We start from the raw sequence: 19,198 nt of genomic DNA, 5'->3' as shown, positions 1-19,198 counted from the left end.
ACCGAGAACTGAAAGACTTATTTGCTTGTGATGCCGCGATTCTCTAAAAAGATGCGGATTCTCATACATTCAATTTTAAAGTGTATTAGCCGCTAACTTCCTTGCCGAGGGGACATGCAAATTCGCAACAGCCAAGGCTGTCTTTTTGGCTTCAGATCAATGCCGATGCCAATCGCTGCGATATAGGCACGACAAGCGATGGAAGCAGAGTGTCTGCCCGCGACCGAGAGAGGCCGAAGAGCCACCTTGTATGAAGCGGGTACGCTCCGCAGCGCCGCCGTTTAGTCTTCCGCCACAGATTTCTTGAAGTTTACCGACGTGAGACTGGATGGGCCCATCCGATAAAGGGCGGATTGGCAAAGTCGCTGTCCTCAGCCTGCCGCGTCTTGCCATATACAAAAATCGTATTGTTCGCGCACTCCGTCGTGCCACCGGCGGCGCGCAGGATGGCATCGCCGGCGGCGGTATCCCATTCCATGGTGCGTCCGAAACGGGGATAGACATCGGCAGCGCCTTCCGCCAGAAGGCAGAATTTCAGCGATGAGCCTACCGAGGTGAAATCGGACACGCCGATTTTCCGCATGAAATCCTCGGTCTCCGGACTGTTGTGCGATCGGCTGGCAACCGCGGTCAGAACCTCGCCCCTGGGCCGGCATCTTATCGCTTCGGATCGCGCGACGACGCCATCGGTCACGATCAGCTTCTCCGCGCCGCCGGCGATGGTGCGGTAGGCCACGCCCTTGGCCGGCGCATAGACGATGCCCGCAACCGGCACGCCGTTTTCAACAAGCGCGATATTGACGGTGAAATCCTCGCGCCTGTTGATGAATTCCTTTGTACCGTCGAGCGGGTCGACAAGGAAGAAGGCTTTGCCGGTGATATCCGGCACCACGCCGGCCGCAACGCTCTCCTCGGCAATCACCGGAATGTCTGGAAATGAACGCGCGAGATGGGCGAGGATGATCGCCTCGGCCTGTTCATCGGCCGCCGTCACCGGCGAGTGATCCGCCTTGTAGGTCACGTCTATGCCGTTCTCGTAGATCGACATGATCGCCCTGCCCGCTTCAAGCGCCGCATCGAGAAAGACCTGCTGCATATCGGCCATGGCGCTCACTCCCCTTTTTCCCGGCTCGCGAGGAAATCCTCGATCCGGCTCGCAAGTTCAAATGGCTCATGGCCGACGGTGTGGAGGTGAAGCTCGGCGTTTTCCGGCGGCTCATAGGGCGAGGAAATGCCGGTGAAATTGGCGATCTCGCCGGCCTGCGCCTTCTTGTAGAGACCCTTGGGGTCACGCTCGGCGCAGACCTCGATCGGGGTATCGATGAAAATCTCGATGAACTCGCCGTCTTCCATCATCTCACGCGCCAGCCGCCGTTCGGAGCGGAAGGGCGAGATGAACGACACCAGCACGATCAGCCCGGCATCTGCCATGAGCCGGGCCACCTCGGCCACGCGGCGGATATTCTCGACCCGGTCTTCCGCGGTGAAACCGAGATCGCGGTTGAGGCCGTGGCGGATATTGTCGCCGTCAAGAAGATAGGTGTGCTTGCCCTTGGCGTGGAGGATCTTTTCCAGCGCGTTGGCGACCGTCGACTTGCCCGAGCCAGAAAGCCCGGTGAACCACAGCACCGCCGGCGTCTGCGCCTTCAGATCGGCATGCGCCTTCTTGTTGACCTCGACCGCCTGCCAGTGGACATTCTGCGCCCGGCGCAGCGCAAAATCGATCATGCCGGCGCCAACGGTCTTGTTGGATATCCGATCGATGATGACGAAATTGCCGGTGGTGCGGTTGTCCCCATAGGCATCGAACACGATCGGCGCCTGGGTCGAGATGTTGCACACCCCGACCTCGTTCATGTGGAGCGCTTTGGCCGCCTCATGGGCGAAACTGTTGATATTCACCTGATATTTGAGGGCGGTGATCGTCGCCGGCGTCTGGTCGGCCTCGGTGCGCAGAATATAGGAACGGCCCGGGATCATCGCATCCGCATCGAACCAGATGATCTTCGCCTGAAACTGATCGGCAACGTTCGGCCGCTCACCGGGCGCCACCAGAATATTGCCGCGCGAGACCTCGATCTCGTCCTCCAGGGCGAGCGTGACCGCCTGCCCCGCCTCGGCGCTCTCAAGATCGCCGTCCATGGTGACGATCTGGCGGATCGTCGAGCTCTTCCCGGACTTGGCGACCGTAACCCGATCTCCCACAGCCACCCGGCCGGATGCGATCTGCCCGGCAAACCCGCGGAAATTGAGGTTCGGGCGGGTCACGAGCTGCACCGGCATCCGGAACGGCTTGTCCGCGAGATCGGATTCGACCGGGACCGTTTCGAGATGGTCCAGAAGGGCCGGCCCCATGTACCATGGCATGTTCACTGACGGCAGAGTGACGTTGTCGCCGTAGCGCGCGGAGATCGGGATCGGCACGATCGTCTCGAAGCCGAGATCTTTTGCGAATTCCAGATAGTCGGCGACGATCCGGTCATAGACCTCCTGGGAATAGTCCATGAGGTCGATCTTGTTGATCGCGACCACGATATGGCGAATGCCTAGCAGCGAGGCAATGAAGGAATGCCGGCGGGTCTGCGGCAGAATGCCCTGACGGCTGTCGACCAGCACGATGGCGAGATCGGCGGTCGAGGCGCCGGTGGCCATATTGCGGGTATATTCCTCGTGGCCGGGGGTATCGGCGACGATGAACTTGCGCTTGGCGGTCGCGAAGAAACGATAGGCCACATCGATGGTGATGCCCTGCTCGCGCTCGGATTCCAGCCCGTCGACCAGAAGCGCGAAGTCGATGTCCTCGCCGGTCGTGCCGTGGCGGGCGCTGTCGCGTTCAAGCGAGGCAAGCTGGTCCTCGAAGATCAGCTTGGTGTCGTAGAGCAGGCGACCGATCAGGGTCGACTTGCCGTCATCGACGGAGCCGCAGGTCAGAAAGCGCAACAGGGATTTCTGTTCCTGATCAGCCAGATAGGCAATCATGTCGCCGGAAACATCCTCGACCATCAGAAATACCCCTCGCGCTTCTTCTTTTCCATCGACCCGGCTTCGTCCTTGTCGATCATCCGTCCCTGACGCTCCGAGGTTCTGGCGGTCAGCATCTCGCGCACGATCGCCTGCAGGTCGCTGGCGTCGGATTCGACCGCGCCCGTCAGCGGGTAGCAACCGAGCGTGCGGAAACGCACCATCTTCTCCGTCACGGCCTCATCCGGGCCGATCGGCATGCGATCATCATCGACCATGATCAGCGCGCCGTCACGCTCCACCACCGGTCGTTTGGCGGCAAAATACAGCGGCACGATCGGGATATTCTCCTTCATGATATACTGCCAGATGTCGAGCTCGGTCCAGTTCGACAGCGGAAAGACGCGGATCGATTCGCCCTTGCCGACGCGGGTATTGTAGGTCTTCCACATTTCCGGGCGCTGGTTCTTGGGGTCCCAGGCATGCTGCGCATTGCGGAACGAGAAGATCCGTTCCTTGGCCCGCGACTTCTCCTCGTCGCGCCGCGCGCCGCCAAAGGCGGCGTCGAAGCCGTATTTGTCGAGCGCCTGCCTCAGCCCCACCGTCTTCCAGATATGGGTATGGGTATTGGAACCATGATCGAAAGGGTTGATGCCTTCCTCAACGCCTTCCGGGTTGACGTGAACGAGCAGGTCTATGCCGAGATCGTCGGCCATCTTCTGCCGGAAATCGTACATCGCCTGGAACTTCCAGGTGGTGTCGACATGGAGAAACGGAAAGGGCGGCTTTGCCGGATAGAACGCCTTCATCGCCAGATGCATCATCACCGACGAATCCTTGCCGATCGAATAGAGCATCACCGGTCTGGAGAAACTTGCCGCGACCTCGCGGAAGATATGAATCGATTCCGCCTCCAGTCTCTGCAAATGGGTAAGGGCCATTGAATTTTCCCTATAATATGAATGAAGCTGAATTTGCTAAATTTGGCCTATGGATAAAGATTCAGTGGCATAAGTAAATGTCAATTTGACCCTTGATCCCGGGGTTTTTGGAAAAATATCCTACACATCGGCCCTCCGGAAACGCGGCTACGGGACCTTCCCTGGCCTCAGGCAGAAATCCCGGCCACTCCAGCTGGCTTGCCTCCGGGCCGATAATCAGGCGGCTTGCACAAGGGACCGGCGATGAGGCTTGAGAAACAGAAAACGAACAGGCTTCCGTCAATCCAATTCCCGTTTGCCTGAGCCGGCTTAGTGGCGCAGCGCGCCCGCAGGAGAAAAGGTCCGGTCCGCCAGTTTCGGCAGCGTCAGCCGGAAGAAGACCGAGCGCGCGCCCTGAAACAGCAGCATCGCGACCCATAGACCGTGATTGCCGAACAGCGGCTGCAGCACGACCCAGGCCGCGAAGTAGAAGGCCAGCGACGCCAACATCAGCGTGCGCATCTCGCGCGACCATGTGGCGCCGATGAACACGCCGTCCATCTGGAACGCGATGACGCCGACGAGCGGCATGATCGCGGCATAGGGCAGGTAGGTGTGGGCGAGCGCCTGCGTCTCGGGGATCGGCGCGATCAGCGCCACAACCATTGGGCCGGTGAGGAAGAAGACGGTCGATACCGCCAGCGCCATCGCCACGCCCCAGAGCGTGGTGAGCCTGATGACGCGATCGAAGGCCGGGCGATAGAACGCGCCAACCGCGCGGCCGGCGAGCTGTTCCGCAGCGGTGGCGAATCCGTCCAGGAAGGCGACGCCGAGGAAATAGTAACGCAGCAGCACTGTATTGGCGGCCAGGATATCGGTGCCCAGCACGCCCGACTGGCGGGTGAAGAAGGAAAGCCCGATCAGCAGCGCAAAGGAGCGGATCATCATGTCGCGGTTGACCGAGAACATCCGCTTAAGAGCGAAAAGGTCAGGCCATTCCCAAAGCTTTCGGTCGGTGCGCCTCAGGATCAGGATCGCGCCGATCACGGCCGTCATACCCTCGGCGATCAGGCTTGCGGCTCCCGCGCCCGCCAGCCCGTAGCCAAGCCACAACACGAAGGCGAAGGCCAGAAACAGGTTCAGCGCGTTCAACACCACCTGCAGAAGCAGCGCCGTCATCGCCTCGCCGCGGCCGATCACCCAGCCGAACACCACGAAATTGAACAGCGCGAACGGCGCCGACCACACCCGCCAGGCATAATAGGTCCAGGCCGCGTCGCCCACCGCGCCGTCGGCATCGAGCGCAGCCAGGCCCAGATGGCCGATCGGCACGTGCAGTAGGAGAATGAGCAGGCCTGCCGAAAGCGCGATCAGGATGCCGCCGAGCAGCATGCGTTGTTCCTGGCGACGGTCGTCCGCGCCAACGGCCTGCGCGGTGAAGCCCGTCGTCGCGCCGCGGAGAAAGTTGAAGGTCGTAAACAGGACATCGAAGATGACGGCCGCCAGCGCCACGCCGCCGATCAGCACCTCGTCACGCAACTGGCCGACCACGCCGGTCGCGGCAAGGCTCACCAGCGGCGTCGAGAAATGCGCGATCATCATCGGCAGCGCGATCGTGAGGACCTGCCGGTGCGTGACCTGAAAGGGGCGCGAAACCCGACCGGCGGTAGTCTCCACAATAAGCTGTCCCTGAAACATGAGGCGCCGGCTGGTCCGGCGTGAAAGATGTGTCCCTGGATTAGGGCGAGAATCTCCAGCGCGTCAAGAGCGATAGCCGTCGGCCGGTTTCTGTCGATAGTGACAGTCAAGATCAGGCAAGCCACGAGCCCCGGCCGAAGGAAACATGTCCATGAACGCCGCTATGTCACGGCGCGCAGACCTATCACCTCCTCCTCCGCACCCATCGAGAAAGGCGCGACTCATGCTTCGCGCAATTCTCCGCTATCGAGGAAGCGTTCGAGCTGGTCGACATAGGGCGCGATATCGAGGCCGTTTTCCTTTAGCCAGTCGGGGTTGTAATAGGTATCGGCATAGCGCGCCCCACTGTCGCAGATCAGGGTGACGAGCGAGCCTTCGCGCTGTTCGTGCATCATCTGCGCCGCGATGCGGCAGAGGCCGAAGAAATTGGTGCCCGTCGAGCCGCCGACCTGGCGGAAGATGCGTTTCGAGAGAACATGCATGGCTGCCAGCGATGCGGCGTCGGGAACCCGGATCATATGGTCGATCACCGTCGGCAGGAAGGAGGGTTCGACGCGCGGCCTGCCGATGCCCTCGATCCTGGAGCCGTCATCGCGGCTGACGGTGCGGTCGCCGCTGACATAGCTGTCGTAGAACACCGAGTTCTCGACATCGACCACGCAGAGCCGCGTCGGCAAATTGCGGTAGCGGATATAGCGGCCGATCGTGGCAGAGGTGCCGCCGGTGCCCGCGCTCATCACCACCCACTCGGGCGTTGGATGCTCCTCGTTTTCCATCTGCGCGAAAATGCTCTCGGCGATATTGTTGTTGCCGCGCCAGTCGGTGGCGCGCTCGGCGAAGGTGAACTGGTCGAGATAGTGGCCGCCGGTTTCGTTCGCGATCTTCTGCGCCGCCTCATAGACCTCGCCGGAGCGCTCGACCAGATGGCACTGGCCGCCGAAGCGCTCGATCGCCTCGATCTTCTGGCGCGACGTCGTGCGCGGCATCACCGCGATGAAGGGCAGATGCAAGATGCGGGCGAAATAGGCTTCCGACACCGCCGTCGAGCCTGAGGATGCCTCGACCAGCGTGGTGCCCTCGCGGATATGGCCGTTGCAGATGCCGTAAAGCACCAGCGAGCGGGCGAGGCGGTGTTTCAGGCTGCCGGTCGGGTGCGTGCTTTCATCCTTCAGATAGACCGAAAGCCCTGTGAGGCCGGGAAAGACCGGCTTGATCAGATGGGTGTCGGCGGAGCGGCGGGCGTCGCCCTGCAAAAGCCCGATGGCGCGGCGCGCCCAGGCGCGCTCGGCACAGGCCGGCAGCGCGACGTCCAGACCGTCGGTCAGAAGGCTCTCGCCGCTCATAGCGCGATCACCGCCTCAACTTCGACCATCGCCCCCTTGGGAAGGGCCGAGACTTCGTAGCAGGCGCGCGCCGGGAACGGCTCGGCAAAGGCCTTGCCGTATTCTTCATTGACGTCGGCGAAACCGGAAAGGTCGGTCAGAAGCACGGTGGTCTTGATCGTTTTCGAAAGGTCGGCGCCGGCTTCCGCGGCGATCGCCGCGATATTCTTCAGGCATTGCCGCATCTGCTCCACCGCGCCGCCTTCCACGAAGGCGCCGGTTGCCGGATCAATCGGAAGCTGGCCGGATACGAACAAAAGATCGCCATGGCGCACGGCCTGGCTGTAGGGGCCGATGGCGGCAGGCGCCTTGTCGGTGGCGATGGCTTTCATGGCGACGTCCTCTTTTCTTCATTATCCGAATGGCCGAGCGGGTGCATCAGCCGGTTGGCCCAACCGAATATAGCAATTGCATGAATGAGGTCGATGATCTCGAACGGTTCGAGCCCTGCGGCCTTCAGCGCCGCGATATGGCTTTTGTCAGCGCTGGGCGGTGTCGCCGTCAGCGCTTCGGCAAAATCGACAATTGCGGCGTCGCGGGCGGAGAGCGCCTCGCGGTCTTCCCTCCACAGCGCGGCGATCACGGCAGAGCTGCCGGAGAGGCGAATATGCTGACGCGCGTGGACATTGGCGCAGTAGCGGCAGCCATTGACCTGGGATGCGGCCAGCGCCCCGAGTTCGCGGTCGGCGCGGGGCAACCCGCCTTCGGCATACATGATCGCGTTGAACAGCGTGGTGCGCGCGACATAGCTTTCCGGATCATGGGCGAGCGTGCGCACATAGGGCGAAACCTTCTTCGCCGATGGCGTCACCTTCATCGCCTCCAGTTGCTCGGGCGTGGCGTCCTCGATCTCGACCGGCGGCAGATGCGGATGCCAGGTGAGCGGCTTGATGCGGATGGAACCCAGAGCGCTCATGCGGTCGTCTCCAGAAGATGCAGACCGTGGGCGACCCTGATCTGGAAGCAGACAAAGGCCAGAAGCTCGGACAGCGCGATCACCTGCGGCACGGTCAGCCCGGCCTCAAGCAGCGCATCGAGGCTTTCGCGCGTGCTTGCGCCCGGATTGGCGGCGATCATGTCGGCATGAACGGCGATGGCGGCAAGGCGGCCGTCTTCCGGCATCTCGCCGCGGGAAAGCGTGGCCAGGGTCTCATCTTCCGGCACCGGATATTCGGCGAGCAGCTTTTCATTGTCCGCGGTCAACGCCACCCGCCGGGCGATCGCCGCACGCAGCGCCGGCGACAGGCCGAGATCGTTTTCGGGCGCGAGAACGGCCGCTCGGCAGTCTTCCGCGCCGTTCAGGAATTCGGGGCGAAGCGCGCGAAGATCGAAGATCTCGCCGCCCTCGGCAAGGCCGCCAGCGCGGTCGAGCGCGTCGGGCCGGGCATGGTGTATGGTCATTGCGGTCCCATGATGAGATTGGGGAGCCAGAGCGTGATTTCCGGCACGGATGCGAGCAGGATCAGCACGACGATCGGCGGGATCAGCAGTGGCAGGATAGAAATCGCCAGCTTCTCGAAGCGTACGCCCGAAACAGCCGACATCAGATAGAGCCCGACGCCGAGAGGCGGCGTGGCGATGCCCAACAGCAGGGCAAGGGTGATCACCATGCCGAACTGCACCCGGTCGATGCCGAAGGCATCGGCGGCCGGCAGAAGCAGGGGCAGGAGAATGATCTTGGCCGGCGTCGCCTCCATGAAACAGCCGATGATGACCAACAGCACGATGGTGAAGGCCATGAACACCCAGGGTTGGCTGATAGACTCCAGAATGCCGGAGGCAAAGGCCTGCGGCACCTGTTCGAAGGCAAACAGCCAGCCCATGATCTGGGAGACGCCGATGATCATCATGATCAGCGAGGAAAGCACCGCGCTTTCGGTGAGCGCGTCGCGCACGCCCTTCCAGGTGACCGTGCGATAGAACAGGCCGATCAGCAGCGAATAACCGCAGGCGATCACGCCGGCTTCGGTGGCCGTGGCAAAGCCGAAGATGATGGCGCTCAAGATGATGGCGGGCGCGATCAACGCCGGAAGTCCCTCGAGCGTGGCGCGGCGGATATCGCGCATGCTGGCGCGTTTCTCACGCGGCATCGGCGTCCAGATCGAAACCACGCGGATATAGAGGATGAATGAAATCGCGACGAGGATGCCGGGAATGATGCCGGCGAGAAACAGCCGCGCCACCGACTGGTTGGCAAGCCAGGCATAGACGATCAGGCTGATCGAGGGCGGCACGATTGGCCCGACAAGCGAGGTGGCGACGGTCAGCGCCGCGGAGAATTGGGGCGAGTAGCCGCGCTCGCGCATCGCCTTGACCTCAAGCTGACCGAGGCCGGCAATATCCGCCGTCGCAGCGCCCGAGACGCCTGCGAACAGAAGCGAGGCGACGACGTTGACATAGGCGAGACCCGCGCGGAAATGGCCGATCAGCGCGAGGCAGAAATTGAAAATGCGGTCGGTCAGGCCAATGGTGTTCATCAGATTGCCGGCCAGCACGAAGAACGGGATCGCGAGCAGCGCCGGCTTTGCCGCGCCGTCGAGAATCTGCTGGGGGACAACGATGCCCATATCGCCGAACCCGGCCCAGTAAAGCCCGACGATGGCGCCAGCGCCGATGGCGACGGTCACCGGAACGCCGATAAGCATCAACAGCACGAAACCGCCGATGACGATGATGCCGAGGATCATTCGACGGCTCCTTTTTCGACCGGCTCGATGTCGCGCGGAAAGGCTTCGCTCCGGCCGGTGGCGATTTCAATGAAGGACAGCAGGAAATGCAGGAATACCAGCAAGGCGGAGACGAACAGCGGCAGCGACTGGGTCCAGATCGGCAGGCCGGTGCCATCCATCGGCGCGCGCTGCAGCGAGATCAGCGCCGGTGCGCCGCGCAGGATCGCAGCCATCACGGCCATGCCGACGAAGCAGGCGAACATGCCGCCGACCCGCCGGCCGACCGGCGGCAGGCGTGACATGAAGATATCGACAACCACGTCGCGGCGGTTGCGCATATAGACGAAGAAGCCAAGCAGCAGCATCCAGATGAACAACAGCAGCGTCCACGAGAATATCCAGCCGAAGGCATGATCGAACACCGCGCGAAAAGCGACATTGAAGAGGTTCAGCGCCACCATGACGGCGAGACAGAGTGTCACCAGCCCCTTGAAGAGGCTGGCAATGGCGTCAAGAATGCCGTCAAGCGCGCGCATCGGGCTTACTCTTGCTTTGCGGCCTGAACGGCGTCCAGCAGGCCTTCGGGCAGTTCACCGTTTTCGGCGCGCTGCTGATAGAAGGCCGCCATTTTGTCGCTGAACTGCGTGGTGTCGAAGTCAAAGTTGACGCTCACGCCATCCTTGGCTTCCAGATCGCTCTTCAGCGTCGCCGCCTGTTCTTCCAGAAGCTCGCGGGCATAGGCGGATGCTTCGCTGTGGGCGCGCTCAAGGGCGTCCTGCTGCTCAGGCGTCAGCTTGTCCCAGGCCTTGGCGTTCATCATCCAGGCAACCGCCTGCGGGTATTCGTCGGTGCGGATGATGTTAGGCGCGACCTCATAAAAACGGGTGGACTCGATCAGCTCCGCCGGGGAGGTCACGGCGTCGACGATGCCGCGATTGATGCCGTCATAGACTTCGCCCCAGGGCAGGACACGCACTTCCGCGCCGAGATAGGTCCAGGCGTCGATCACGAGCTGATCCTGGAACTGGCGCATCTTCAGGCCCTTGATATCGTCAACGGACTCGACCGGCTTGGTCGAAAGAAGCGTGCGGAACGTGCCACGCGGCATTTCCGGAATGCTGCCGAGCACGGTGATATTGGCCTTTTCCTCGACTTCGCCGAGCCAGGACTGGAACAGGTCGCCGTCGATGAAGGCCGACCACTGATCGTAATTGTCGAACAGGAAGGGCGCGGAGGCATAGCGGATGCTGTCCTCCCAGCGCGACATGAAGGACAGGCTCGACGGCGCAAGCTGGATGATGCCCTGGCTGAGCTGCTCGATGACGGAATCCATCGAGCCGATCTGCTCGTTGGGATAGATCTTCACCTCGATCTCGCCATCGGTGTATTCCGACACCAGGTCGGCGAACTTCTGGTAGGCCTTACCTTCGAAACTGTCGGGCGTCATCATCGAGCTCAGGCGCCAGACATCGGCCGCCATTGCCGGCTGTGTCAGGATTACGGTTCCGATCGCAATCGTCGCGGCGCCCGCGATGCGTGTTATCAAAGACATGCTGCTATTCCTCTGTTTTTATCGTTCCGTTTTCCGGTCTCGCCATCGCGGCGTGCGGCCCGTGGCGCATGAATGGCTGAATCTGCACTTGCCAATATCTTCTATATGGATAATGATGAGCTCAATATGTCAATATCGAATGATAAAATTTCCGATGTGAAAGCGCTCGAAGCCTTCCAGGCCGCCATGGCCTGCGGCTCGATGACGGCGGCTGCCCGTGAGCTGGGCATTGGCCAGCCTGCCGTAACACGCCAGATCAAGGAACTCGAAGAGTCTGTCGGTTTTCCCCTGTTTCATCGCAACGGGCCGCGCATATCGCCGACGGAGCGCGGGCTTCAGTTCTATGGCGAGGTACAGCGGCTGATGTCGGGCCTCCATCAGATCCGCGAACGCGCCGCCGCCATTCGCGAAGGCCGGATCGCGGCCATCGATGTCGCCGCCACGCCGACCATGGCCGGCGGGCTCTTGAGCCCCACGCTGGCGCGCATGGGCGAGGACCTGCCGGGCGTGGTCAATATCGAGACCATGAATGCCGAGCATGTGGCGCGCGCGGTCACCAGCCGCACCGCGGATTTCGGCATTTCCGCCCTGCCGCTGGAACATGCCACGCTTGAGGCCAAGGTGGTCTGCGAATCCCGGCTGGTCGCCGCCATTGCCGAAGGCGGCCCCTTTGATGTGGACGGGCCGCTTGCGCTCGAAGCGCTTTCCGCCGCGCGGCTGTTGACCGTCGGCAATGCCTATCGCATTCGCGGGAAAATCAACGGCGCGCTGGCGCGCCAAAACATCACGCCTGCCGGCGAGATCGTCACCAATTCCTCGCTCAACGCGATGATGGCCGCGCGGGCCGGGCTCGGCATCGCCATTATCGACCCGGTCACGGCGTTCGGCATCCCCGTAAAGGGTGTGACGATCCGGCCGCTTTCGGTCAGCCTGCCCTATATCTGGGGGCTGTTCAGCGCCGCCGGCCGGGTGCTTCCCGGCGAGCTTCTCTCTTTCGCGGCAGGATTCGAGGCTGCCTGCAAGACGACCATCCCGGACTGCGTGTTCCACGATCCCGCGGACGTGCGGACGCTGGAACGGTCCAGTCTGTAATGCAAGGAACTGAAACCCCATGACCCACCCTTCTGGCCTTGCGGCTCTCGAAGCCGAACTTGAACGCCAACGCACCCTCTTGAACCTGCCGCCCAAGGCGTGGATGCCGGCGACCGGCGGTCCGGACAGCGCCGAGGTTCTGGATGTGGCGATCATCGGCGCAGGTCTCTGCGGTCTTGCCGCCAATCTCGCCTTGCGGATGGAGGGTATTTTCAAGGTTCGCCTGTTCGACCGCGCGCCGAAGGGGCGGGAGGGGCCATGGGTCACCTATGCGCGCATGGAAACGCTGCGCACCGTCAAGGAAGCGGCCGGGCCCGCCATGGGCATTCCCGCGCTCACGTTCCGCGCCTGGTTCGAGGCGCAGTGGGGCGAAGAGGCCTGGGAGCGCATGGAGCTTGCGCCGCGCACCCTATGGATGGATTACATGAACTGGTTTTCGCGGGTGACCGAGGCCGATATCGTCAACGACTGCGACGTTTCCGGGATCGAGCCCGAGGGCCAACTGCTCCGGCTGACAACCACGCAAGGCGCGGTTCTCGCCCGCCGGGTAGTGATCGCGACCGGGCTCGACGCCATGGGCGCGCCGCGCCTTCCCGCTGTCGCGCGGCACATCCCCAAAGGCAAGGTCTATCATTCCGCCGACGTCTTCGACACGAAGACGTTGAAGGACAAGCGCGTGATCGTCGTCGGCGCCGGCGCTTCGGCGATGGACAATGCTGCGACCGCGCTGGAAGAGGGCTGCGCCCGGCTTGATCTGCTGGTCCGGCGTCCCGCCATTCCCGTCATCGACAAGTTCACGGGCACCGGCTCGCGCGGCATGACATCGGGCTATCTCGGCCTGCCCGATGCCATCAAATGGGAGATCATGAACGAGGGCGACCGCTTTCCCGTGCCGCCGCCGAAGCATTCGGTCGAGCGCGTCGCGCGCCACGAAAACGCCTTCCTCCATGTCGGCGCGCCGGTGACCGGGGTAGAGGAAACCGCGAACGGCATCCGTGTCGTCACGCCGAAGGGCGCACTTGAGGCCGATGTCGCGATCTTCGCCACCGGCTTCGGCATCGATCTTGGCGAACGGCCGGAGCTTGCCGCCTTCGCCCCCCATATCCGGACCTGGGGCGATGTGATGGGCGCGGAGAAGGCGGCGGAAAACCCGGGCCTCGCCGCCCATCCCTATCTCGCGCCCGATTTCTCCTTTCGCGAAAATCGCGAAGGCGCATGCCCGGCGCTTTCGAAGCTTACCTGCTTTGCCTACCCCTCGGTTCCGAGCCACGGCAAGGTGACCTCCGGCATACCGGCCTCGAGCGAGGGCGCGCGCCGGCTGGCCTCCGGTCTGGTGCGCTCCTTCATGGCCGAGGATGCCGACCTCCATCTCGCCCGGTTCCGTGACTATGACCGCCCCGACATGACCGGCGAGGAATGGCTTCCAAGCGACCTCGCCGTCAGCGCCTGAATTTTAGGAAAACCTGCCATGAACGAACCCTATATCCACGCCTCCTCGATCGTCATCGACGCGCTGCAATGTTCGGATTTCAATCGCGAAATCCTGCTGGAAGCCCAGGCCGGCGGCGTGACCGCCATTAGCGCGTCCTCCGTGCTGTGGGAGAATTTCCGCGGCGGGATCGAATATGTGATCATGTGGAAGCAGAAGCTTGCCGAAAACGCCGATATCGCCATGCCTGTCAGGACGCTGGACGATATCCGCCGCGCCAAGGCGGCGGGCAAGGTCGGCATCATCTTCGGCTGGCAGAACACCTCGCCGGTCGAGGACCGGCTGGATTATTTCGGCATTTTCAAGGACCTCGGCGTCAACATCATGCAGTTGACCTACAATACCCAGACCCTCTTCGGCGCCGGCTATCTGGAGGAAAAGGACAGTGGCCTGACCGGCTTCGGCCGCGAGGCCGTCGACGAAATGGCACGATGCGGCATTCTGATCGACCTGTCCCATGTCGGCATCCAGACCTCGCTCGACACCATCGCCTATTCCGAAAAACCGGTCGCCATTACCCACTGCCTGCCGCGCGGGCTCAAGGACGTGCCGCGCAACAAGCCGGACGAGGTCTTCAAGGCCTGCGCCGAAAAGGGCGGCGTCATCGGCACCTCGCTGTTTTCACCCGGCCTTGCGAAAGGCAATGACGCGACGGTGGCCGATGTGATCGACGCCATGGAGTATACGATGGACCTTGTCGGCGAAGACCATGTCGCGATCGGAACCGATTTCAACCATAACCGGCCGCGTCCGGGGCCGTGGCTGCTCTGGGCCAACAAGGACAAGGGCACCGGCCGCACACTGACCGAGTTCGGCTCGGCCAAGATCACCAAGCCCGAAGGCATCCGCCGCAACGACGAATTCCCGAACCTCACCGCGGAAATGCAGCGCCGCGGCTGGTCGCAAACCCGCATCGAGAAAATCCTCGGCGGCAACTGGATGCGGCTCTTCGGCACGGTCTGGGGCTGACGCGACTTGGTTCAGAAGGGCTCCCGCGAGGAGCGGGGGCCGCGCCAAGCCGGAACAGGGAAACGTCGCTGCAAAAAATCAGACGATGGCTTTGGTGCCGAGCGATGGTTGGTCAACCAAACCGGCAAGCAAGGTGAGCCCCTCCTCCAGCACGTCCCGGTCCGGCGCCACGCCGAGCGAAATCCGCACCGCCTCTACGGGATGCGCAACGGTTGCGAAGGCTGTGGCGGGCACGATGGAAACCCCTGCCCGGTCGGCATTTTCGGCAAAATCCGATGCCCGCCAGCGCTTCGGCAGGCGAAGCCAGAGATGATGCCCGTGCGGATCGGCGGCAATGGGCAGATTTGCGAGGACTGCCGCGGCAATTTTCTGGCGCGCTATATTTTCCGCACGGATCGATCGGGTGATTTCGTCCAGCACGCCGCTTGCGATCCAGCGGCTTGCCAGCGCCGACATCAGCGGCGGCGCCATCAGCATTGTCGCGCGCAGGACACTCGCGAGACGACGCGCTGCATGATCGGAGGGCGCTGCGACATAGGCGACGCGCAGCGCCGGCGTGGCGCATTTGGAAAGCGTGGCGATGTGCCATGTGATATCCGGAGCGAACGCAGAAATCGGCGGCGGCGGAGCAGGCAGCAGGGCAGCATAGGGGTCGTCCTCCACAATAACGACGTCGTGGCGGCGCGCAATCTCTGCCAGCGATCGCCTGCGTTCCTCCGGCAGCGTTGCCGTCGTCGGATTGTCGATGCTGGGAATGACATAAAGCAGCCTGACCTTGCGATCCCTGCAGGCCTTTTCGAAGGCGTCGGGCAGGATGCCGTTGTCGTCCATGGCCAGCGGCGCTATCGAAACCCCCTTTTGAATCGCAACCGCCTTAAGGCCGGGATAGGTCATGGCGCCTGCTGCGACGACGTCGCCCTGCTTGAGCAGCAGGTCGCAGATGGCATAGAGTGCGCCCTGGGCGCCGGCACTGACGATGATCCGATCGGGCGTCAGTCCGCCGGCCCGTGCGCCGAGCCAGCGAGCCGCGGCAGCCCTGTCCGGCTCCACGCCGGTGCTTTCCTGATAATGCAGATGCAGGAAGCCGGTCGGGCTACTCATTATCTGCCTCAGCATGTCCGGGATCAGACGACAGAAGTCGACATCGGACGGCTGCGGCGGAATGTTCATGCTGAGATCGATCAGGGGACTAACGTCCGCCGCCGGCGCGCCGCGCTGCATTTCTGAAATGAAAGTGCCGCGACCGGCCTGCGCCGACACAAGGCCCCGCCGGCGCGCCTCGTTGAAGGCGCGCGTCACCGTGGTCAGATCGACGCCGAGCGTTTCCGCTATGGCGCGCTGCGCGGGCAGGCGATCACCAAGCGCAACCCGCCCTGAGCGAATATCAGCCTCTAGCGCGTCGACAATGCCGAGATATTTCGTCCGGGCGCCGTCTATCAGTCGGGGTGTCCACATCGCGCGTCAAGAAACTCCGTAAGCCATACAAATATCCATACAATGTACGGGCAAGTCTGTAAACCAACCGCCCTGCCGGAGCCGATCCATTGCGAGAGATTGCTTGATATACGGGCCTATCGAAACGGTTTGGGGCCTATATGACAAGTCTCCCTGATTGCGTATGGCGCCAAAACTGTTGCACTAAGCGCATACAAATATTACGTCCATGAGTGAATGTATGGCTCGATTGAGTCCACGACAGCATCACGGCGGCGCAGCTCAGGTGATGCGCCAGGATGGATGACCGTGACAGAATCAAAGAAGAACAGCATGACCAACGACAATGACGAGTGGCCCAGACTTGAGCCCTGGCGGGTGGGAATCCGCGGCAGGTGTCCGCGGTGCGGCAAGGGCAGGCTTTTTTCAGGCTTCCTCAAGCTTGCGCCCGGCTGCGAGGCTTGCGGGCTCAGCTACGATTTTGCCGAACCGGCCGACGGCCCCGCCTTTTTCGTGATCTGCTTCGGCTGCGTGCCCTCGGTGTTCTTCGCCGTATGGGCCGAGGTCACCTTTCAGCCCTCGATGTGGTTTCACGTCCTGGTATCGGTGCCACTTGTGTTCCTGTCCTGCGTACCGTTGCTGAGACCACTGAAAGGATGGCTGGTCGCAAGCCAGTTTCATCACAAGGCCGAAGAAGGCAAGCTGGTTGGACGAGAGGACTGAGTCGATTGCCGTCCCGCATGGGTAGCTCAAACGAAAAGCGTGGATTGTATTGCTCAGCTATCGGCAGCTTGCCCAGGTATTCTCACATATCATAGTGAATTAAAGAAAACTCCAGCGCTTTTTCTCGCCTAACCTCCGATGCCGTATAGCAAGGACGCCGCTCCAGCGAAACCTGGATCGCGCAGTTACACGCGAAAGATGCATTTCACAGCAGCGCAGCGTTTTCCGAAACACAAGCCCAAGCCATCAATTTTTCTTGTCGCATTTTCGCACAGCATGAGCGCCCTTATGTCGGAAAAATCCCAAATACTTAAATTTTGTAAAATTATCAGCATATTAAAGAGTCATCGCCGCAGTCAGAATGGATGCCAATTCTGATTTCCTCTCGAAATTCCCCACTTTCGGACGCCCGCTCCGATCTAAATTTGAGTTGATCTGTTACTCGAAATATGCAATTTTAACGAGCATTAAAGGTGCCGACAACATTCATCAGTCAGCTTTCTTGGAAATCATTGTGACAACGCCGAAGCGGGAAGGAGAACCTACATGGCAATGCAGATCAGACATGACGCGGTGACGAACTGGAGCAATCCGTCGCGAGTCGGCTCGGATACAACCTCATCCGGGCCGCGGTGCACCCGACAAAAAAACGGAGCCAACTGGGCCACGTGGCGTGAAGCATCGGACAATACAGTCAGGTCCAGCACCGAGTCTGCAACCTCTACCGACAGCTGGAGCAGCCCGACAATAATAAACCGATCAACAGCAGCATCGTCGCCGGCCATCGCCCCACTAAACAACGGCGTTTTCTTGGTTTGGCGAAACACCGACAATGTTCTTTACAACTGCTATTATAGCGGCACCGATTGGTCACCCGTGGGACGTACAAATTGGGCAACCACAAACTACGGCCCCGCTCTCGCCATGTACAACGGTCTGATCTACCTCGCGTGGTCGGGTTTAGACAATCGAATCTACTATATGACTTACGACCCTTCCACATGGATCTGGGGCCAAGCAACAAAAGTCTCGGACACATACAACATTAGCGGCAGCCCTGCTCTGGCGGTAAGCGGCAACGCTCTTCAACTGGCGTGGTATGATGGTTATCAAAACAGTATTTTTCATTGCTCATACTCTAATAGCCAGTGGTCGCCGGCCAAGGCTGTGAATGGCCCAGATACCCAGAACGGACCTGCTTTGGCGAGCTACAACGGTGGATTGGCTTTGGCATGGAGGAATCGCAGCAACAACAGCGTCTACTACGCGACATGTCCCGATAACGCCGACGACTGGAGTGCGCCTACGGCCGTACCCGGCACGCAGACGTATGATTCCCCCGGAATGTATGGTGACGACACCGGCCTCCAGCTGGTATGGCGCAACTCCTCCGACAATGGCGTATGGACATCTGCCTTGCCCGCCGGAGGGAACCCGAACCCGCCGCCGAGCACGACCCGGCCATATCCGCCCTCCGTCGACGGCTTTCTGTCCGACCAGTGCTGGGGCACCGCCCAATTGAACACCTTTATCAGCGGCACCCTTACGCAGCCGGACGGGACGACGTCGCAGCTTGGGCCCGTATCGACTAACGGGAAAGGCGATTGGACACTCGATCTCAATCCGCAGCCGAAGCAGAAAGCAACTCTGTCGTTAACCGCGAGCTACGGGAGGAACGGTACACCTTCGGACCCGTTCGTACGTGTCTTCGGGCAGACATATTCTACGCCAGTCGTGCTCAGCAGCGTCGGCATGTACTCCGTCTCCGGCAGCGCAGATGCGGGACGGAAAATCCTTGGTTGGCGGAGCAGCGACGGGGCCAAGTTGGTCGACCTTTCGCTTTCGACCAATCAGACAAGCTTTAACACAGCCTACTACAAGAACCAGACCTTGCAGGTTAACGATCAGCTCAATGTTGTATCGGCGGACCCCGATACCGGGGCTATGACGCCTTACACCAGCGCGCCCGAAGGCTTTCCTCCGTGATGAGAAACAGCAACCGCTCAGGCAGCCGCCGAACCTGAACTGGAAACATTGATGTGGCGGAGGGCCTACACGGCGCTCCGCCTTTTCGTCCGTCCATAGAAAGAATGGTCGCGATCGCGGACTTCGAAAAGACTGACGGCATTCGCAGAAAAGACGTTCACGAGAAAAATTGCAGACACATGCCAGGCAGCGATCTGCACGTCTCCCCGCCGGTTCATATTGGAACCTTTCCGGCCACCGTTCCCACGCGAGCAGTTTTCTTGCTATTGAGGCTTGAACCGGCTCAGGCGTGACCGAATTGATAGCAGCACTCTCTTATGTGC

17 protein-coding genes are annotated in these 19,198 nt (G+C 61.5%); 5 read left to right on the top strand and 12 right to left on the bottom strand.

The features are described 5' to 3' along the window. Positions 1–310: 310 nt before the first annotated feature. From cysQ to V6765_RS04625, 11 genes are all read right to left on the bottom strand, one after another. Entirely contained in the window at positions 311–1,105 is a 795-nt protein-coding gene (gene cysQ / locus V6765_RS04675) for a 3'(2'),5'-bisphosphate nucleotidase CysQ (protein WP_448426886.1), read from the bottom strand. A gap of 5 nt (positions 1,106–1,110) precedes the next feature. Beyond that, the gene (nodQ, locus tag V6765_RS04670) at positions 1,111–3,003 is read right to left on the bottom strand and encodes a bifunctional sulfate adenylyltransferase/adenylyl-sulfate kinase NodQ (protein WP_448426884.1); all 1,893 of its coding nucleotides are present in this window, start codon (positions 3,001–3,003) and stop codon (positions 1,111–1,113) included. After that, complete coding sequence (gene cysD, locus V6765_RS04665) at positions 3,003–3,902, bottom strand: sulfate adenylyltransferase subunit CysD (protein WP_448426883.1); 900 nt, start codon at positions 3,900–3,902, stop codon at positions 3,003–3,005. The genes nodQ and cysD overlap by 1 nt, the downstream gene beginning before the upstream one ends. A 309-nt stretch (positions 3,903–4,211) precedes the next feature. Then, the gene (locus V6765_RS04660; RefSeq protein WP_448426881.1) at positions 4,212–5,558 is read right to left on the bottom strand and encodes an MATE family efflux transporter; all 1,347 of its coding nucleotides are present in this window, start codon (positions 5,556–5,558) and stop codon (positions 4,212–4,214) included. A gap of 242 nt (positions 5,559–5,800) precedes the next feature. Next, a complete protein-coding gene (locus V6765_RS04655; protein ID WP_448426880.1) occupies positions 5,801–6,922 on the bottom strand; it encodes a PLP-dependent cysteine synthase family protein in 1,122 nt (373 codons plus the stop codon). After that, positions 6,919–7,293: a Rid family detoxifying hydrolase gene (locus V6765_RS04650; protein ID WP_448426879.1), complete on the bottom strand. Its 375-nt coding sequence runs from the start codon at positions 7,291–7,293 to the stop codon at positions 6,919–6,921. The genes V6765_RS04655 and V6765_RS04650 overlap by 4 nt, the downstream gene beginning before the upstream one ends. Beyond that, positions 7,290–7,877, bottom strand: coding sequence for a peroxidase-related enzyme (locus V6765_RS04645; RefSeq protein WP_448426878.1), 588 nt, complete (start codon positions 7,875–7,877; stop codon positions 7,290–7,292). The genes V6765_RS04650 and V6765_RS04645 overlap by 4 nt, the downstream gene beginning before the upstream one ends. Further along, entirely contained in the window at positions 7,874–8,362 is a 489-nt protein-coding gene (locus V6765_RS04640; RefSeq protein WP_448426876.1) for a CMD domain-containing protein, read from the bottom strand. Before V6765_RS04640 ends, V6765_RS04645 begins: the two co-directional genes overlap by 4 nt. Then, on the bottom strand, positions 8,359–9,648 hold the full coding sequence (locus V6765_RS04635) for a TRAP transporter large permease (RefSeq protein ID WP_448426874.1): 1,290 nt from the start codon (positions 9,646–9,648) through the stop codon (positions 8,359–8,361). The genes V6765_RS04640 and V6765_RS04635 overlap by 4 nt, the downstream gene beginning before the upstream one ends. Next, complete coding sequence (locus tag V6765_RS04630; RefSeq protein ID WP_448426873.1) at positions 9,645–10,166, bottom strand: TRAP transporter small permease; 522 nt, start codon at positions 10,164–10,166, stop codon at positions 9,645–9,647. The genes V6765_RS04635 and V6765_RS04630 overlap by 4 nt, the downstream gene beginning before the upstream one ends. A 5-nt stretch (positions 10,167–10,171) precedes the next feature. Beyond that, on the bottom strand, positions 10,172–11,182 hold the full coding sequence (locus tag V6765_RS04625) for a TRAP transporter substrate-binding protein (protein ID WP_448426871.1): 1,011 nt from the start codon (positions 11,180–11,182) through the stop codon (positions 10,172–10,174). A 72-nt stretch (positions 11,183–11,254) separates the two neighbouring features. On the opposite strand from V6765_RS04625, the gene V6765_RS04620 reads away from it, so the two are divergent. The 3 genes from V6765_RS04620 to V6765_RS04610 are packed head-to-tail and all read left to right on the top strand — an operon-like array spanning position 11,255 to position 14,732. Next, a complete protein-coding gene (locus V6765_RS04620; RefSeq protein WP_448426870.1) occupies positions 11,255–12,274 on the top strand; it encodes a LysR family transcriptional regulator in 1,020 nt (339 codons plus the stop codon). A 19-nt stretch (positions 12,275–12,293) separates the two neighbouring features. After that, on the top strand, positions 12,294–13,724 hold the full coding sequence (locus V6765_RS04615; RefSeq protein WP_448426868.1) for an NAD(P)-binding domain-containing protein: 1,431 nt from the start codon (positions 12,294–12,296) through the stop codon (positions 13,722–13,724). An 18-nt stretch (positions 13,725–13,742) separates the two neighbouring features. Further along, a complete protein-coding gene (locus tag V6765_RS04610) occupies positions 13,743–14,732 on the top strand; it encodes a membrane dipeptidase (RefSeq protein WP_448426867.1) in 990 nt (329 codons plus the stop codon). Positions 14,733–14,810: 78 nt separating this feature from the next. Here the strand turns inward: V6765_RS04610 and V6765_RS04605 are convergent, their stop codons facing one another. Next, positions 14,811–16,187, bottom strand: a complete 1,377-nt coding sequence (locus V6765_RS04605) for an aminotransferase-like domain-containing protein (RefSeq protein ID WP_448426865.1) — start codon at positions 16,185–16,187, stop codon at positions 14,811–14,813. A gap of 312 nt (positions 16,188–16,499) precedes the next feature. On the opposite strand from V6765_RS04605, the gene V6765_RS04600 reads away from it, so the two are divergent. Together V6765_RS04600 and V6765_RS04595 are read left to right on the top strand one after the other, a co-directional pair. Continuing rightward, entirely contained in the window at positions 16,500–16,889 is a 390-nt protein-coding gene (locus tag V6765_RS04600; protein WP_448426864.1) for a DUF983 domain-containing protein, read from the top strand. 546 nt (positions 16,890–17,435) lie between these two features. After that, positions 17,436–18,875, top strand: a complete 1,440-nt coding sequence (locus tag V6765_RS04595) for a hypothetical protein (protein WP_448426863.1) — start codon at positions 17,436–17,438, stop codon at positions 18,873–18,875. The last annotated feature ends 323 nt before the right edge of the window (positions 18,876–19,198 follow it).

It is taken from the genome of Martelella sp. FOR1707, from assembly GCF_053484265.1.
The sequence above is the reverse complement of the archived record's forward strand: the minus strand, read 5'-3'. Positions and strand labels throughout refer to the sequence as shown.

Excerpts from the sequence above, each read along its gene's own strand:
- cysQ (WP_448426886.1), bottom strand. The coding sequence starts at position 1,105 with ATGGCCGATATGCAGCAGGTCTTTCTCGATGCGGCGCTTGAAGCGGGC.
- nodQ (WP_448426884.1), bottom strand. The coding sequence starts at position 3,003 with ATGGTCGAGGATGTTTCCGGCGACATGATTGCCTATCTGGCTGATCAG.
- cysD (WP_448426883.1), bottom strand. The coding sequence starts at position 3,902 with ATGGCCCTTACCCATTTGCAGAGACTGGAGGCGGAATCGATTCATATC.
- V6765_RS04655 (WP_448426880.1), bottom strand. The coding sequence starts at position 6,922 with ATGAGCGGCGAGAGCCTTCTGACCGACGGTCTGGACGTCGCGCTGCCG.
- V6765_RS04650 (WP_448426879.1), bottom strand. The coding sequence starts at position 7,293 with ATGAAAGCCATCGCCACCGACAAGGCGCCTGCCGCCATCGGCCCCTAC.
- V6765_RS04645 (WP_448426878.1), bottom strand. The coding sequence starts at position 7,877 with ATGAGCGCTCTGGGTTCCATCCGCATCAAGCCGCTCACCTGGCATCCG.
- V6765_RS04640 (WP_448426876.1), bottom strand. The coding sequence starts at position 8,362 with ATGACCATACACCATGCCCGGCCCGACGCGCTCGACCGCGCTGGCGGC.
- V6765_RS04635 (WP_448426874.1), bottom strand. The coding sequence starts at position 9,648 with ATGATCCTCGGCATCATCGTCATCGGCGGTTTCGTGCTGTTGATGCTT.
- V6765_RS04630 (WP_448426873.1), bottom strand. The coding sequence starts at position 10,166 with ATGCGCGCGCTTGACGGCATTCTTGACGCCATTGCCAGCCTCTTCAAG.
- V6765_RS04625 (WP_448426871.1), bottom strand. The coding sequence starts at position 11,182 with ATGTCTTTGATAACACGCATCGCGGGCGCCGCGACGATTGCGATCGGA.
- V6765_RS04620 (WP_448426870.1), top strand. The coding sequence starts at position 11,255 with ATGGCTGAATCTGCACTTGCCAATATCTTCTATATGGATAATGATGAG.
- V6765_RS04615 (WP_448426868.1), top strand. The coding sequence starts at position 12,294 with ATGACCCACCCTTCTGGCCTTGCGGCTCTCGAAGCCGAACTTGAACGC.
- V6765_RS04610 (WP_448426867.1), top strand. The coding sequence starts at position 13,743 with ATGAACGAACCCTATATCCACGCCTCCTCGATCGTCATCGACGCGCTG.
- V6765_RS04605 (WP_448426865.1), bottom strand. The coding sequence starts at position 16,187 with ATGTGGACACCCCGACTGATAGACGGCGCCCGGACGAAATATCTCGGC.
- V6765_RS04600 (WP_448426864.1), top strand. The coding sequence starts at position 16,500 with ATGACCAACGACAATGACGAGTGGCCCAGACTTGAGCCCTGGCGGGTG.
- V6765_RS04595 (WP_448426863.1), top strand. The coding sequence starts at position 17,436 with ATGGCAATGCAGATCAGACATGACGCGGTGACGAACTGGAGCAATCCG.